A 15211-nucleotide genomic window follows, 5' to 3' on the forward strand; every position below is an offset into this window, starting at 1 on the left:
CGGGCGCCGGAACAGCGACTAGAGCTGGCATCGGACGTCCGCCTCGAGGCACCCGACGGGTGCCTCGAGGCGGACGGTGTCAGTGCTCCGTGCCGACTCGGGCGGTCTTGGGGAGGAGGTAGCCGGCGGTGAAGGCGAGGAGGATGGCTGCGAGGGTGGCTAGGAGGGCGGTTTGGGTGCCGTCGAGGGCGGCTGCGGCTCGGGTTGCCGGGGTGGCGTGGGAGACCTTGCCCATGAAGATGGTGCCGATGACCGCGATGCCGAGGGCGATGCCGACCTGCTCGAGTGAGCCCAGCAGGCCCGTGGCCGAGCCGACCTCCTCGTCGCGAACGCCGCTCAGGATGATGTCGAAGAGCGGGACGAAGACCATCCCCATGCCCGCGCCGCCGATCAGGTTGGGTACGACGAGGTCCCAGTGCCCGACGTCCAGGCCGGTCAGCGTGAGTACGGCGTACAGGCCGGTCAGGCCGACCGCCATCAGTGCGAGGCCGACGTGGAGCAGCTTGCGACCGTACTTCTGCATCGTCATCCCGGAGACCGCCGAGCCGATCAGCGCGCCGAAGGCCCAGGGCGCCATCGCCAGGCTGGCGTGGATCGGGGTGTAGCCGAGGCCGACCTGGAGGAACATGCCCAGGACGAAGGTGCCGGCCATCGCACCGAAGAAGACGACCGCGAAGAACACACCGGACAGGTACGCGCGGCTGCGGAGCAACCGGGGCTCGACCAGCGGGGTCACGCCGCCACGCCGCCGACGGGACTGGTACACGCCGAACCCCGCGAGCAGCGGCACCGAGGCGACCAGCAGCGCCTTCGACCACACCGGCCAGCCGAGCTCGTGGCCCTGGACCAGCGGGTAGACCAGCGCGACCAGGCCGGCGCCGGCGATCAGCAGCCCGGGGACGTCCAGCGAGACCCGGCCGGCCGTGGGCTTCGTGTTCGGCAGGTACTTCGCCGCGATCGCGAAGGTGAAGATGCCGACCGGGATGTTCACCAGGAAGATCGCTCGCCAGCCGGTGCCCAGCAGGTCCGCGTCAAGCAGCGTGCCGCCGACGATCGGGCCGATCACCGCTGACAGCCCCATCACCGGACCGAAGAACCCGAACGCCTTCGCCCGCTCCCCCGGCTCGAACAGATCCCGCGCCAGACCGAAGCCCTGCGGCAGCATGACCGCGGCGAACGCGCCCTGCGCGACCCGCGCGGCGATCAGCATCTCCGGCGACACCGCCAGGCCGCAGAGGAACGACGTCACGGTGAACCCGGCGACGCCGATCAGCAGCGCCTGCTTCCGCCCGACCAGGTCGCCGAGGCGGCCGCCGACGAGGAGCAGGACGGCCAGCGCCATCGTGTAGCCGGCGGCCATCCACTGCAGGCTCGCGTAGGAGCCGCCGAGGTCGGCGCGGATCGCGGGCGCCGCGACGTTCATCACGGTCGAGTCGAGCAGGTCCATCACCGACGCGGTGATGACCGCGGAGAAGGCGAGCCAGCGCCGCGGGGCGACCTCACGGACGGTGGCTGTACTGCGGGGGAGCTCTACGACTGCGGTCATCATCGACTCCAACTCAAACGGAACGAAATGTTCTGTTCCAACTCTAGCGGAACGGAGCATTCCGTTCAAGTGGTAGGCTGGGTGACATGGCGAAAGCTCTCAGTGGCCGGCAGGCGCAGGCGGCCCGCAACGACGAAGTGATCCTGGCCGCGGCCAGGGCGGTGTTCATCGCCGATCCCGGCGCCCCGATCTCCGCGGTCGCCGAGCGGGCCGGCGTCGGGATCAGCGCGCTCTACCGGCGGTACGCGAGCAAGGAGGAGCTGCTCCGCAAGCTCTGCAGCGACGGGCTCGCCCGCTACATCGAGGAGTCGGAGAAGGCGCTGGCCGACGACCGTGAGCCGTGGGTCGCGTTCGGCGCGTTCCTGCACGCGCTCGTCGACGCCGACACCAACTCGCTGACCCAGCGGCTGGCGGGGACGTTCACCCCGACGCCGGACCTCTGGCAGGACGCGGCCCGCGCGGGCGAGCTGAACCGGGCGATCTACGCGCGGACGAAGGAGTACCTCCGCCCGGGGATCGTGGTCGAGGACTTCGGGATGATCCTGGAGCAGATCACGTCGATCAAGCTCGGCGACGAAGCCCGCACGAACCAGCTCCGGCACCGGTACCTGACGCTGATGCTGGAGGCGATGCGCCGGCCCGCGGAAGAGCCGGGCGGCGGCCCGGAGCTTCCCGGACCGCCGCCCAGCGGTGACGAACTGACCGACCGCTGGCGAGCCTGACCAGCGGCTCGCCCCGGCTCGAACTAGTAGCGGGTCACCGCCGCGTACGCGTCGACGATGCCGTGACCGTAGAAGCCGTTGAAGTTCCGCGTGCCCTCACAGAGCGCGTTGAACTCGTCCGACCGCCCTTCGTTGGTGTAGGTCTGCAGCGGCGGGTTCGGGCAGGCCCGGGGCTGCGCGGAGTCCATCAGGATCCGGCCGACCTTGTCCGGGTCCATCCCGAAGTCGCCGCGTCCCTTCTTCTTGCCGTACTCGCTGACGATCAGCGCGGCGACACCGGTCGCGTGCGGTGACGCCATCGACGTACCTTGCAGCACGTAGTAGTAACCGCACTTGGTGAAGTCGGTGACGCCGGCCGGGCACTGCTTCTGCGCGCCGGCCGCGAGTCCGGTCGGCGTGATGTTGCCAGCGGCATCGACATAGCCGGCGGCCTGCAGGGCGTTCACCGGGTACGTCGACAGGATCAAGTTCTCATTGGTCCGGTGCTGCGGCGTCCCGAAGTAGTCGCGGAACCAGCCACCCGGCGCCGAGACCTCGATCTGCTCGAGGCCGTAGTTGGAGTAGTCGGCCTTCTTCGTCGACGGTCCGAGCGCCGACACCCCGATCACGTGCGGGCCCTCGACCGGCAGGTCGAAGCAGGTCGCGTTGTCGATCGTCCGCGGGTATGCCGTCCCCGGCGGGAAGTCGGGGCTGCTGGCATCGGGCCGCGGCTTGCCGAGGTCCTCGTGGTTGTTGCCGAGCGAACCGACGAGCGTGACGCCCTTGCGGTCCGCGTAGTTCAGCGCCCGGGTCATCGCCCGGATCGTGGTGCGCTGCTCGGCCTGCGCCTCCGGGCTGTCGGCCGGGTTGTTGATGCAGTTGTACAGCCACGGGTCGACGTAGAAGGACATGTTGACCACGTCGAGCCCGACGTCACCGGCGTACGTCAGCGCGTCCGTGACCGGGCCGAGGAACACGTAGCCGCTGTCCTGGCCGCCGCGGATCTGCACGAGCGTGACCTTCGGCGCGACGCCGGAGACACCGAGACCGTTGACCGCGGCACCGATCGTCCCGGCCACGTGGGTGCCGTGACCGCTGTCGTCCCAGCCGACCGGGTCGACACAGCCGCGGAACTCGCAGGTGCCGTCGATCTCCGGGATGTCCGGGGCGAAGTTGCGGGACAGCTTCCAGTCGAAGTTCGGCGCGATGTCGGGGTTGCGGGCGTCGATGCCCGAGTCGAGCACGCCGACCTTGACCGACTTCTTCCCCGGCTGGACCGTACGCGCGAGGTCGGAGCGGACCATCCGCAAACCCCACAACTGCCCGTCGAGCGGGTCCATCCCGACGGTCTTCTTCGCCGACCGGCCCTTGCCGGTCCCGCCGTTCTCGCGCTCGACGGTGTTCCGCTGCTTCTGCTGCGGTACGGCGCCGATCGGCCGGCTGCGGGCCGCGCCCTCGACCGCGCTCGACGCGGACACGCGGGTGACGAACCCGGACGCGGCCGCCCGCACGGTCAGTGTGCCGAGGCGCGCGTTCTCCTTGACCACCACGCCGCCGGCGGCCTTGACCGCGGCGATCGCCTGGTTGCGGTCCGCTCCGACCTCGAGCAGGACCAGGTACTCGGTGTCTCCCCCAGTAACTCCCGTGCTGCCGGCACCGGCTGTGGCCGGTACGGCGAGCGTGGCCGCGACCAGGGCGAACGCCCCGGCCACCGCGCACAGACTTCTCCGGACGTCTCTCACGAGCGGATCCCCTCCCTGAGTGAGTGTGACGGGCTCACGGTAGGTCGGCGTACGGCGACCGAGAAGGGGACGACGTTGTCAGATTTCCGCCAACGGATGCCGGCTGCCTTGTTGGCGGGGAGCGATCGGACTTAGGTTCCGGAACATGACGGATACCCAGGTCTCAGAACTGCAGGGACGGTGTGAGCTGCTGCGGTCGCTGCATCGCCCCGGTGATCCGCTGCTGCTCCCGAACGTCTGGGACGCCGCCTCGGCGAAGGCCGTGGTCGCGGCGGGATATCCCGTGGTCGCGACCAGCAGTGGGGCCGTTGCCGCCGGGCTCGGCTACGAGGACAACGAGGGTGCACCGGCGGACGAGATGCTCGCCGCGGCGGCCCGGATCGTCCGGGCGGTCGACGTGCCAGTCACGATGGACGCGGAGGCCGGGTACGGCATGGAGCCGGCGGATCTCGTGGCCGCGCTGCGGACCGTCGGCGCGGCCGGCTGCAACCTCGAGGACACCGACCACCGCGCCGGCGGCATCCGTGCTGCCGACCGGCAGGCCAACCGGCTGGCCGAGGTACGCCGGGCCGCGGCGGCGGCCGACTACCCGCTCGTGATCAACGCCCGGATCGACGTGTTCCTGGGACCGCTCATCGCCGACGCCGACGCTGACGAGCTCGCGCAGCACGTGCCGGAGGCGATCGAGCGCGCGACGGCGTACCTCGAGGCAGGCGCGGACTGCGTGTATCCGATCGGGCTGTGGGAGGCCGGCGCGCTCCGCCGGTTCGTCACGGAGGTGAACGGCCCGGTCAACGTCGTCCGGCTGCCGCCGACGCCTTCGACGGCCGAGCTGGCGGCGCTCGGCGTGGCGCGGGTCAGCTGGGGCCCGTTCCTGCACCAGGCTGCGATGGACCGCTTCGCGGAGGAGCTCGCGTCGCTGCGGGAGTGACGTTCAGGCGGACTCGAGACGGCTCAGCGGCAGGTGGCCGAGCTCCTTGCGCGAGGTGATCTCGAGCTTCGCGAACACCTTCCGCAGGTGCCAGTCCACGGTGTGCCGGCTGATGTACAGCTCGGCGCCGATCTCCGGGTTCGACAGGCCGTCCCGCGCGAGCCGTGCGATCTGGGCCTCCTGGCTGGTGAGCAGGGCGCGGGTCTGGTCGCCGGCCTTCTGCGCCGCGCCGCCGGCGGCAAGCAGCTCCCGCGACGCACGGTCGGCGTACGCCTCGGCTCCGAGCGGGCTGAACAGGTCGTGCGCGGCGCGGAGCTGTTCGCGTGCGTCGACGCGCCGGTTCGCACGGCGCAACCATTCGCCGTACAAGAGGCGCGCGCGGCCGAGATGGATGGTGATGCGCGTCCGTCCGAGGCGCTCGATCGCCTCCTGGTAAAGGGCTTCAGCGGCCGGGCCCTCGGTCAGCAGGGCGCGCGACCAGGCCTGTACGCCGAGTGCCCAGTCTGTTCCGGCGGCGCTCGTTCGTGCCTGCAGACGTCGCAGCGCGGCCTCGGCCTCGTTCCGGGTGCCGCTCTTGGCCGCCGCCTCGATCAGCTCCACCAGGGCGAGGCCGCAGATGCCCAGGTCGTCGTACTCACAGGCCTGTCGGGCCGCGGTCAGGGCCTCGTCGTGGCGCCCGTGCGCGTTGTACGCCAGCGCGGTCACGTATCCCGCACCGCCGATCCATCGCGCCTCGCCACGCGTGGTCACGTCGTCGAGCTCGACCCGGAAGCTCTCGAGCAGGGCAGTCGGATCCGCGCCACGGACCGCGGCGAGCACCATCGGCGGATAGTTCACGGCCGCGCCACCGGTCGCGTCGGAGATCGCCTCGCCCTCCTGCATCAACGCCGACGCCGCGGCGAACTCGCCGGCGTACACGTGCACGAGGGAGCGGTAGCCGAGGGCCAGCGGCAGCAGGGTGAGCGCTCCGGACTCACGGCACAACCGGACCGCCTGAGTGGCCAGCTCGTACCACTTCTGGTCGTCCCACAGGTCGCCCGCGACGAGCCACGGCAGCCAGAACCAGCGCAGTACGTCGTTCTCGTCGGCCCCGGTGAACGCTTCCAGCGCACGCCGCAGCGGCGCGACGCCGGCGACGTAGCCGTCGATGAACCGGGTCGCCAATCCGTCCAGGAGAAGGTCGTTCGGCCGCAGCACGGCTCGTGCCGACAACGCCGTGCGCGCGGCGGCGGCCACGTCGTACGAACTCACCGCGCCATGGAGGCGGCCGGCGTAGATGGTGGCGCCGAGCGCTTCGAGGTAGGTGTCGCGCGCTGCCTCGACGTCGTACGACGCGAGCTTCTCGGCCGCGGCGAGCAACTCCGGCGGAGCGTCGACGCCACGGTTGAGCCGGAACACGATCTGGGCCCGCAGGCGGGCGATCATCGCGTGACCGAGGTCGTCCATCGGGTAGCCCTCGGACACCGTCAGCAGCGTGGTCGCGGCGTCGAACGCGCCGGACTCGAATCTCGCCCGGGCCGCGGCGAGGATACGCCGTCCCCGATCGCCCGGATCCGGAGTCAGCTCGGCGGCCCGTTCGAGGAAGGCCGCGGCGGCCGCGATGCCGCCGCGAGCCCGGGCGCGACCGGCGGAGCGTTCCAGCTGGTCGGCGACCGACTCATCCAGGCCCGACGTCGCGTACCCGCGGTGCCAGGCGCGTCGATCGGGTTCCCGGTCGGGGTCGATCGCAGCGGCCAGCGCACCGTGCACTCTCTGCCGGTCGCTCACGGACGCCGACCGATAGACCGCCGACCGCACCAACGGATGACGGAACCGGACATGGGCGTCGAGCTCGATCAGCCCCGCGGCCTGTGCCGGCTCCGCTGCGTCGAGCCCTACCCCGAGCAGAGAGGCCGACCGCCACAGCAGCGCCACATCTCCCATCGGCTCGGCCGCTGCGGTCAGCATGAGCTGCCGGGTGTCGTCCGGCAGCGACTCGATCTGTCGCCGGAAGCTCTTCTCGATCTGGGTCACGAGCGGCGCCGCGTCCGGGAGCTGGAAACCGCCGGCCAGCTCGGCGGGCGTCAGTCCCCGGGGAAGCTCGAGCAGCGCGAGCGGGTTGCCTCGCGACTCCGCGATGACCCGATCCCGGACCTTCTCGTCCAGGCGCCCGGGCCAGGCCGCGTCGAGGAGCGCGCGGGCATCCACGTCCCTGAGCCCTCGGAGCGTCAGCTCCGGCAGCCCGGCCAGCTCCCGCGCCTCACCGGGTTGCCGTACGGCGAGCACCAGTCCGACCGACTCGGCCATCAGCCGCCGGGCAACGAAGGCGATCGTGAGCACGGAGGCGCGATCCAGCCACTGGACGTCGTCGACCACGCAGATCAGGGGCTGTTCCTCCGCGGCCTCGGCGAGTAGACCGAGTACGGCGAGGCCGACGACGAAACGGTCGGCGGGGACCTTCGCGCTGAGGCCGAACGCCGTGTCGAGCGCATCCCGTTGCGGCGCGGGCAACCGATCCTTCAGCCGGAGCAGGGGCGCGCACAGCTGATGCAGGCCGGCGTAGGCGAGCTCCTTCTCGTACTCGACGCCGGCGACCTGCACGACCCGGCAACCGGATGCGCCGCGGGCGGCGTACCCGAGCAGCGCGGACTTCCCGACGCCGGCCTCACCGCGGATGACGAGCGCGCGGCTGCGACCTTTGCGCACGTTCTCCAGGAGTCGATCCAGAGCCCGGCACTCCGCGTGCCGACCGCGCAACCCGTGCCGGGGATCCTCGGTCGACATGCCATCGGACGCTACAACGCCCACCGGACACTGCCAATCCGTTTGATCTCCGCCACAGTCCGTGTCCGCCCGCGCGGGTGCGCGGTCAGTGCGCCTTTCCGGTGTCGGACCACCGCTGGAAGAGATCGACCTGCGCGTCGGGCCAGGCACGGTCGCACGGCATCGTGCCGGCCCGGAGGCGGGCGAGGATCGCGTCGGCGTGCCGGCTGACGTCGTCGTACGACCAGAGATCGAAGTGACTGAGCATCGAGTCCCGGTCGAGGTCGCGGAACAGTGGCTTGATGTCCGCCTCGAAGCCAGTCGGATCGCTGTGATCGTCGGTCATGACTCCTCCTGGCGCGTCGGCGGGCCGATCTTTCCTGAGCGGATCGTAACCCGGGAATCCCGTCGCCGGGCCGCCGCTGTCACACCTGTGCGGGCTGGCTGGTCGAAGGGGTGTTAGTCAACGAATCGTCTGTCCGTTCGAAAGGACGCCCCTCATGAAGACCATCGTTCTCGTCCACGGATTCTGGGTGACCCCGCGCAGTTGGGAACACTGGATCGACCGCTACCAGCGGGCCGGCTACAACGTGATCGCGCCCGCCTACCCAGGGTTCGAGGTCGAGGTCGAGGCCCTCAACGCCGACCCGACCCCGGTCGAGGAAGTGACCGCTCCGGCGATCATCTCCCACCTGGAGGCGGTGATCGGAGCGCTCGACGAGCCGCCGATCATCATCGGCCACTCGGCCGGCGGTGCGTTCACCCAGGTCCTGCTGGACCACGGACTCGGCGTCGCGGGGGTCGCGATCAACTCGGCGGCGACCGAGGGTGTGCGGGTCGCGCCGCTGTCCCAGATCAAGGCGTCGTTCCCGGTGCTGAAGAGCCCGGCGAACCGGCACAAGGCCATCCCTCTGACACCCGAGCAGTGGAAGTACACGTTCGCCAACACCTTCACCGAGGAGGAGGCGCTCGCGGCGTACCGCCGGTACCACGTGCCCGCGTCCGGGCGGATCTTCTGGAACAGCCTGCTGGCGAACTTCCAGCCCGGCCCGCAGGACGTCCACGTCGACTACCACAACGACGACCGGCCGCCGCTGCTGTTCATCTCCGGCGGCGAGGACCACCTGATGCCACCGAGCGTGCAGCGGTCGAACGCCAAGCACTACAAGTCGTCGAAGACCGTCACCGAGGTCAAGCAGTTCGACGGCATGGCCCACCTGATGCCCGCGCAGCAGGGCTGGGAAGAGGTCGCCGACTACGCCCTGTCCTGGGCAGTCCAGCACGCCGGCTGGCCGGCCCCCGCCGGCGCCTGACCACCGGGCCGGGTACGACGTACCTCAGCCCGGCCGGGTACGACGTACCTCAGCCCGGCCGGGTACGACGTACCTCGGGCCGGGCCGGGGTCTGAGGTCCGTCAGGGCCGTCGTTCACCTCGGGCCGCTGGGCGTGGCGGTCCAGGTGGGGGGCAGGCCGACCAGTGGCGTCGTCCGTTGCCGGGCCTGGGTTGCCGTGGTCAGGAAGGGGTTCGGGTTGGCCGGGCAGACCTTGCCTCTGGGTGGCAGGGTCTGGGTGAGCAGGTAGGTGTCGACGTGCTCGGTGACGCACTGGTTGCGGCCGTACGCCGTATGCCCCCAACCGGCGTACGACAGCAGGCGGCTGTTGCGGAGAAGGCGGTCGCTGGCCACCGCGCCGGCGTAGTCGGTGACGCCGTCGAAGTAGTTGCCCACCACCAGCACCGGCGAGGACGTCCGGGCCGTCCACGGGCCGGTGTAGCGGTCGGCGTTGACGGGCCAGTTCGCACAGCCGGCGTTGCCCCACCACCACAGCGGGCCGAACCGCGATCCGGCGCGGGCGTACCGGTCGATCGCGAGCCAGGACGCGAAGGCCTTCGGGTACTGCGTGTCGGCGCACTGGTTGCCGTAGTACGCGTCGAGCCCGTTCGGGTAGTCGGCCTCGCGGCTGTTCGGCGTGAGCTTGTCGATCAGCGCCGTACGCGCCCGGACCGCGGCGGCAGCGGCCGCGTCGCTGCCCAGGGCCGCGTCCGCCAGGAAGTCGAAGAACGCCGCCGCCCCCTCGGGACCACCCCAGCTCTCGGGCGCGTACATCGCACCGACGGCGTCCGAGATCAGGAAGTCATAGGTGTACTGCGTCCCGTCGGGGAGCTCGAGCGGGTCGCGTTCGAGGCTTCTCGCCAGTCGCTCCCAGCGCTTCGCCGAGCCACCGGGGGTCCAGAAAGCGCACTCGGTCCGCGCGACGTCGCACAGCCTGAGGAACTCGTCGAACTCCTCCTGCGTGGCGACCCGGTCGGACTTGATCTGCCAGCCGCTCGACCACAGGCGCGGATCGAGTACGCCGTCGATCACCAGCGCCCGCACGTTGTTCGGGAACAGGTTGGCGTAGGTGTTGCCGAGATAGCTGCCGTAGGAGAACCCGAGATACGTCAACCGCCGGTCGCCGACGGCCCGGCGCAGCAGGTCGAGGTCACGGGCGACGTCGGCGGTATTCATGTGCGCGGCGATCTTCTGGCGGTCGTCGAGGCATTCGCGCGCGAGGCCGGCGTACGTGCTGAAGTACGGGCGGTACTGATCCTTGCGGTAGGGGAAGACGGGCTGCCCCGCGAAGTACTCGCCGAGCTCCTCCTCGGAGTCGAAGCAGTGCAACGGGTCCGAGGCGCCGACGCCGCGAGGGTCGAATCCGACCACGTCGAAGCGGCCGTCGAGCTGAGTGCCGAGGAACTCACCGAATCCGTCCACGACCAACTCGACACCGGATCCGCCCGGACCGCCCGGGTTGACGAAGACGGTGCCGATCCGGTGGCTGGTGTCCGTCGCGCGGAAGCGGGCGAGCGCGAGCTCGGTCGTCCCGTCGGACGGCCGGTCGTAGTCGAGCGGGACGGTCACGGTCGCACAGTCGTACGTCGGATGCCCCGCGCACGGTGCCCACTTGATCCCCGGCCCAGCCGCGGCTGCCGGTTCCGCAGCCGCGGTCGTGACACCGACCGTAGGAACGAGCAGGCCGACCACCAACAGGATGCGCGCCCACCCACCTGTTAAACCCCGGATCGCCATGACCAGCCCTCCCCCACCGACGGCAACACCTCCTGAAACCGTAGGCCCGCCCCACCCCGCACCGCCAGATCCGAGGGAGGTGTTGCGGGCGCGGCGTGCGGCGGAAGAGCAGGCGAGGGCCGGTCCTCGGTGTGGCCTAGGCTGTGCGTCCTGACGGGGTGGCGGCGAGGAAGGGCTGGGATGGGTTCGAGGAGACCGCGGCGCTGGTTGCGGCGGCTGGTGGTCACGGTGGTGGTCCTGGGGTGCCTGGTCGTCGGGGCCGACCGGGCGGCCGCGTGGGTGGCCGAGGACCGGCTGGCGACGATGGCGGCCGACGAGGCGGCGAAGTACGACGTACAGGCCGCGGACACCAGCGTGGAGATCGGCGGGTTCGGGTTCCTTCCGCAGGTGGTGCGGGAGGAGTTCTCGACGGTCACGCTGACCATGCGGCAGCCGACGTTCTCGTCGGTCCCGGCCGAGGACCTGGTCGTCACGATGGACACGGTGCACGTCCCGCGGGCGCTGGTGACCGGCGGTTCCGGCACGGCGGTCACGATCGACTCGACCGAAATGAAACTCCGGTTGTCGCCGGCCGAGCTGACCAAGCTGGCGGCGCGGGCGACCAACCTGGAGAACCTGGGGCTGAGCATCGTCGACGGCAGGCTGCACGCGAAACTGTCGGTCCGCGGCCGGGAGGTGGACGCAACGCTGAGCCCGAAGGTCGAGCAGGGTCGCATCGTCCTGGCCGTCGACCAACTCTCGGACTCGATCCCCTCCGTCATCCGCACCACGGTCTCCCGGCTGCTCGCGCGCGGAATCACCCTGCCCGAGATGCCGTTCGGCGCGTCCCTGAAACAGGTCGCCGTCGAAGGCAACTCCGTCGTCCTGGTAGCGACCGCCGACAACCTCCAATTCGCCGGCTGACCACACGGAGAAATTCCCGGCTCGAGCGCCTTGGGTGGCGATGGGTCGCGATATATCGTTGATGTATCGCATCTTCACCTGAGGGACGGTGGTCGGGATGACCGGATCGACGTACGCCGCGGGGTGGCCCTGGCAGCACTTGGCGCGGCACTGTTCAGCTTTCGACGACATCAAGGACGAGTTGCGCGCGGCGATGACCGGGGGCCGCCGGACGCATCACGGGCACAACCCGTTCGGGGCGCAGTGGGGCATGTTCGGCGGGCAGATGTTCGGGCCGCCGTTCGGGCCGCCGCCGCGCTGGCGCGGGCCGAAGGCGCGCCGCGGGGACGTCCGCGCCGCGATCCTCGCGGTGCTCGCGGAGCAGCCGATGAACGGCTACCAGATCATCCAGGAGATCGCCGAGCGCAGCGGCGGCGGGTGGAAGCCGAGCCCGGGCTCGATCTACCCGACCCTGCAGCAGCTCGAGGACGAGGGCCTGGTCACCGCCGACGCCGAGGTCGGCCGGCGGACCTTCACCCTGACCGACGAGGGGCGGGCGTACGTCGCCGCGCACGCGGACGAGGTGTCCGCGCCGTGGGAGGCGATGAGCGCGCCGTCCGGCGACGACGAGAACGGGCTCAAGCCGATGCTCGGCCAGGTGGCGACCGCCATGTGGCAGATCCTCGCGACCGGTACGCCGGAGCAGCAGGCGCGGGCCAAGGACGCGGTGTCCGAGCTGCGGCGCAAGCTGTACGGCATCCTCGCCGACGACGACCAGCAGGACCGGTCATGAGCTCGTACCTCCCAGAGCGCCGCGGCCCGGTCCGGATCGGCGACGCCGAACGCGACCAGGCCGTGGCCGTGCTCAGCGACCACTTCGTCGCCGGCCGGCTGACCCAGGAGGAGTTCGAGGAGCGCAGCGAGCAGGCGACCAGGGCGCGGTACGCCGACGACCTCGACCCGCTCTTCGGCGACCTCCCGGACCCGGCCGAGCTGCAACTCGCGCAGGGCCCGTGGTCACCGCCGGGGAAGGCGGCCACGCGACCACTGAGGCAACGACAGCGGCAAGGTCCGCCGCCGTTCGTGATGCTGGCGCCGATCCTGATGATCGGTCTCATCGTCACGTCGATCGCGCTGACCGCCCCGTGGCTGCTGTGGGGCCTGTTCTGGATCGCGTTGTTCAGCGGAGCCCATCGCCGCCACCACGGCTGGCAGCACCATCACCAGCCTCCTCACCGCCGCTGACGGCCTCGCGCCCGCGGGATCTCCTGCGCGAACTCCACCACGAACCCGTCCGGGTCGGCGACGTGCACCGTCCGGTGGCCCCACGGACGGTCGGCCGGCCCGCTGAGCACGGTCACGCCCTGAGCCGCGAGGCGCTCGGCGCACGCGTCGACGTCCTCGACCACGAGCACGATCTCCGCCGCCGGCCCGGGCGTGACCGGCCGCCCGGTCAGCCATTCCGCCCGCCGGCGCTCGTACAACGCGAACCGCGTGCCGTCGGTGCCGAACTCGGCGTACCCGGCGTCGGTGAACTTGTACGGCAACCCGATCACGTCCCGGTAGAACGCCACCGAGGCGTCGAGGTCGTCGACGTACAGGATCACGTAACCGAGCTCCACATCCCCATTGTCGGTGCCGCCGCGTAGTCTCGGCGGTGAGGGAGAGGAGGACCGGGGTGTACGAGGGCGCGTTGATCCTGGAGAGCCTGCGCGTCGGCACCGAGCTGACCGAGATCCCGCTGGTGGTGCGCAAGCTCAGCCGGTACGACGTGAGCAGTGCGACGACCGCCCAGCCGCCGGTGTGGTCGGTGCTGGAGTTCGAGGTGGAGGACTGGCACGCCGAGACGCTGTCGCGGGAGCTCGCGGCCACGCTGGACGCGCCGGGGTGGTACGCCGACTTCCACAACGCCCGCGAGATCTTCGTCGTGTTCCCCGGGCGCGTGTTCCGGTACCGGCGCGGCGACGCGGCGGCCCGGGCGGACGCCCAGGCGTTCGGGCGCGAGCTGGGAATCCCCGAGCCACAGCTGGATTGGACCGAGTAGCCGCTGGATCGGATCGAGTAGCCGTTGGATTCAGCCGAGCAGCGATGTCAAAGCCGGTGCGTTGGCTCCGACCGACAGGTGCAAGCACACCCTGAGGAGGAGACATGGCGAAGGTTCGGGTCCACAACTACACGATCACGCTCGACGGCTTCGGCGCCGGGGTGAACCAGCGGATGGATGCACCGTTCGGCGACAACGTCGAGGGCCTGCACGACTGGATGTTCGCGGCGCAGGAGGACAAGGCGGCCGGCAAGGGCGGCATCGACGCGGAGCGGGTCGGTCGCTGGGAGGAGGGCATCGGCGCGACGATCATGGGGCGGAACATGTTCGGCCCGGTGCGCGGTCCGTGGCCGGACGAGTCGTGGACGGGCTGGTGGGGCGACAACCCGCCGTACCACCACGACGTCTTCGTGCACACTCACTATCCGCGCGAGCCGATCACGATGGCGGGTGGGACGACGTTCCACCTCACCGACGAGCCGGTCGAGACCGTGCTGGACCGGGCGTTCACGGCGGCCGGCGGTCAGGACGTGATCATCGCCGGTGGCGCCGCGACCATCCAGCAGTACCTGCGGGCCGGCCTGATCGACGAGCTCTACCTAGTGCGGGTCCCGCTGCTGGCCGGCGCCGGCGAGCGCCTGTTCGACAACGTCGCCGACGCCCTGCCACATTACAAGGTGACCGAAATGGTCAGCTCCTCCGCTGCAACCCACATCGTAATGAGGAAACGTTGACCGAAGTGCTCCGCTACGCCGCCTTCACTACCGACCCAGCCGGCGGTAACCCGGCTGGGGTCGTCCTTGACGCCAGCGGACTCGACGACGCTGCCATGCAGGCGATCGCGGCCGAGCTCGGCTACTCCGAGACCGCATTCGTTACCGGAAAGTACGCAGTGCGGTACTTCTCCCCAAAGGCGGAAGTTCCGTTCTGCGGGCACGCTACAGTGGCGACCGCGGTCGCGCTGGCGGAGCGGATCGGCCCGGGACAACTGAACTTCTCCACACTCGCCGGGCAGGTTGCTGTCACTGTGGACGAATTGCTGCGGGCGACGCTGACGAGCGTCGAGCCATACGTCGAGGAAATCGGCGACGTCAGCGAGGTGCTGGACATCCTCGCCTGGCAGGCCGATCAGCTCGATCCCGCGTTACCGCCGGCCATAGCGTACGCCGGTGCGCGGCATCTGGTTCTAAGTACGTTGACGCGGCAACGTCTCGCGCAGCTCGACTACGACTTCGACCGGCTGCTCGCCTTCATGCTCGAGCGCGATCTCACGACGCTGCAGTTGGTCTGGCGGGAATCCGCGAACACATTCCACGTCCGGGACCCGTTTCCGGTCGGAGGTGTTGTCGAGGATCCGGCGACTGGCGCGGCGGCGGCCGCGTTCGGCGCTTATCTACGAGAGCTCGGTGCCGTGCAGGCACCCGTCACACTCACGCTGCACCAGGGTGACGACCTGGGCAGGCCGAGCCTGATTGAGGTCGAGCTCCGGGCAGAGGATAACCGGGTGCGGGTGAGCGGCAACGCCGTATCGATCGCGGAGCCCGGTTAGCCAACC

General features: G+C 70.4%; 15 protein-coding genes. 9 read left to right on the forward strand and 6 right to left on the reverse strand.

Going from position 1 to position 15211, the window contains the following annotated elements; genetic code table 11:
- Positions 1 to 79: 79 nt before the first annotated feature.
- Entirely contained in the window at positions 80 to 1546 is a 1467-nt protein-coding gene (locus ACQPYZ_RS29460; RefSeq protein ID WP_433161816.1) for an MFS transporter, read from the reverse strand.
- Between the two features lie 86 nt (positions 1547 to 1632).
- Between ACQPYZ_RS29460 and ACQPYZ_RS29465 the strand changes: the two genes are divergently transcribed.
- A complete protein-coding gene (locus tag ACQPYZ_RS29465) occupies positions 1633 to 2268 on the forward strand; it encodes a TetR/AcrR family transcriptional regulator (protein WP_433161818.1) in 636 nt (211 codons plus the stop codon).
- A gap of 23 nt (positions 2269 to 2291) precedes the next feature.
- On the opposite strand, the gene ACQPYZ_RS29470 is transcribed toward ACQPYZ_RS29465, so the two are convergent.
- Positions 2292 to 3989 carry a S8 family serine peptidase gene (locus ACQPYZ_RS29470; protein ID WP_433161819.1) on the reverse strand — a complete coding sequence of 566 codons (1698 nt, stop codon included), beginning with the start codon at positions 3987 to 3989 and terminating at the stop codon, positions 2292 to 2294.
- A 145-nt stretch (positions 3990 to 4134) separates the two neighbouring features.
- Here ACQPYZ_RS29470 and ACQPYZ_RS29475 point away from each other — a divergent pair, with 145 nt between their 5' ends.
- Complete coding sequence (locus ACQPYZ_RS29475; protein ID WP_433161821.1) at positions 4135 to 4920, forward strand: isocitrate lyase/PEP mutase family protein; 786 nt, start codon at positions 4135 to 4137, stop codon at positions 4918 to 4920.
- A 3-nt stretch (positions 4921 to 4923) separates the two neighbouring features.
- Here the strand turns inward: ACQPYZ_RS29475 and ACQPYZ_RS29480 are convergent, their stop codons facing one another.
- Both ACQPYZ_RS29480 and ACQPYZ_RS29485 read right to left on the reverse strand, forming a co-directional pair.
- Positions 4924 to 7683, reverse strand: a complete 2760-nt coding sequence (locus ACQPYZ_RS29480) for a helix-turn-helix transcriptional regulator (RefSeq protein ID WP_433161823.1) — start codon at positions 7681 to 7683, stop codon at positions 4924 to 4926.
- An 85-nt stretch (positions 7684 to 7768) separates the two neighbouring features.
- Positions 7769 to 8008, reverse strand: coding sequence for a hypothetical protein (locus ACQPYZ_RS29485; protein WP_433161824.1), 240 nt, complete (start codon positions 8006 to 8008; stop codon positions 7769 to 7771).
- Positions 8009 to 8162: 154 nt separating this feature from the next.
- Between ACQPYZ_RS29485 and ACQPYZ_RS29490 the strand changes: the two genes are divergently transcribed.
- The gene (locus ACQPYZ_RS29490) at positions 8163 to 8975 is read left to right on the forward strand and encodes an alpha/beta hydrolase (protein WP_433161826.1); all 813 of its coding nucleotides are present in this window, start codon (positions 8163 to 8165) and stop codon (positions 8973 to 8975) included.
- A gap of 114 nt (positions 8976 to 9089) precedes the next feature.
- Here the strand turns inward: ACQPYZ_RS29490 and ACQPYZ_RS29495 are convergent, their stop codons facing one another.
- Positions 9090 to 10562: an alpha/beta hydrolase gene (locus ACQPYZ_RS29495; protein ID WP_433161827.1), complete on the reverse strand. Its 1473-nt coding sequence runs from the start codon at positions 10560 to 10562 to the stop codon at positions 9090 to 9092.
- Between the two features lie 348 nt (positions 10563 to 10910).
- Between ACQPYZ_RS29495 and ACQPYZ_RS29500 the strand changes: the two genes are divergently transcribed.
- The 3 genes from ACQPYZ_RS29500 to ACQPYZ_RS29510 all read left to right on the forward strand — a co-directional run bounded on the left by ACQPYZ_RS29500 (position 10911) and on the right by ACQPYZ_RS29510 (position 12857).
- Complete coding sequence (locus ACQPYZ_RS29500; RefSeq protein ID WP_433161829.1) at positions 10911 to 11633, forward strand: LmeA family phospholipid-binding protein; 723 nt, start codon at positions 10911 to 10913, stop codon at positions 11631 to 11633.
- 97 nt (positions 11634 to 11730) lie between these two features.
- Positions 11731 to 12405: a PadR family transcriptional regulator gene (locus ACQPYZ_RS29505; RefSeq protein ID WP_433161831.1), complete on the forward strand. Its 675-nt coding sequence runs from the start codon at positions 11731 to 11733 to the stop codon at positions 12403 to 12405.
- On the forward strand, positions 12402 to 12857 hold the full coding sequence (locus tag ACQPYZ_RS29510; protein ID WP_433161834.1) for a DUF1707 SHOCT-like domain-containing protein: 456 nt from the start codon (positions 12402 to 12404) through the stop codon (positions 12855 to 12857). The genes ACQPYZ_RS29505 and ACQPYZ_RS29510 overlap by 4 nt, the downstream gene beginning before the upstream one ends.
- Here ACQPYZ_RS29510 and ACQPYZ_RS29515 read toward each other — a convergent pair.
- Positions 12845 to 13234, reverse strand: a complete 390-nt coding sequence (locus ACQPYZ_RS29515) for a VOC family protein (protein ID WP_433161835.1) — start codon at positions 13232 to 13234, stop codon at positions 12845 to 12847. The two genes, ACQPYZ_RS29510 and ACQPYZ_RS29515, sit on opposite strands and share 13 nt — an antisense overlap.
- A 35-nt stretch (positions 13235 to 13269) precedes the next feature.
- On the opposite strand from ACQPYZ_RS29515, the gene ACQPYZ_RS29520 reads away from it, so the two are divergent.
- The 3 genes from ACQPYZ_RS29520 (at position 13270) to ACQPYZ_RS29530 (ending at position 15205) form a co-directional block, all read left to right on the forward strand.
- Positions 13270 to 13656, forward strand: coding sequence for a hypothetical protein (locus ACQPYZ_RS29520; RefSeq protein WP_433161837.1), 387 nt, complete (start codon positions 13270 to 13272; stop codon positions 13654 to 13656).
- 104 nt (positions 13657 to 13760) lie between these two features.
- Positions 13761 to 14390: a dihydrofolate reductase family protein gene (locus ACQPYZ_RS29525; RefSeq protein ID WP_433161839.1), complete on the forward strand. Its 630-nt coding sequence runs from the start codon at positions 13761 to 13763 to the stop codon at positions 14388 to 14390.
- Between the two features lie 5 nt (positions 14391 to 14395).
- Positions 14396 to 15205: a PhzF family phenazine biosynthesis protein gene (locus ACQPYZ_RS29530; RefSeq protein ID WP_433169788.1), complete on the forward strand. Its 810-nt coding sequence runs from the start codon at positions 14396 to 14398 to the stop codon at positions 15203 to 15205.
- The last annotated feature ends 6 nt before the right edge of the window (positions 15206 to 15211 follow it).

The sequence above is a fragment of the Kribbella sp. CA-247076 genome (assembly GCF_050942445.1).
In the GTDB taxonomy this organism is placed as follows: domain Bacteria; phylum Actinomycetota; class Actinomycetes; order Propionibacteriales; family Kribbellaceae; genus Kribbella.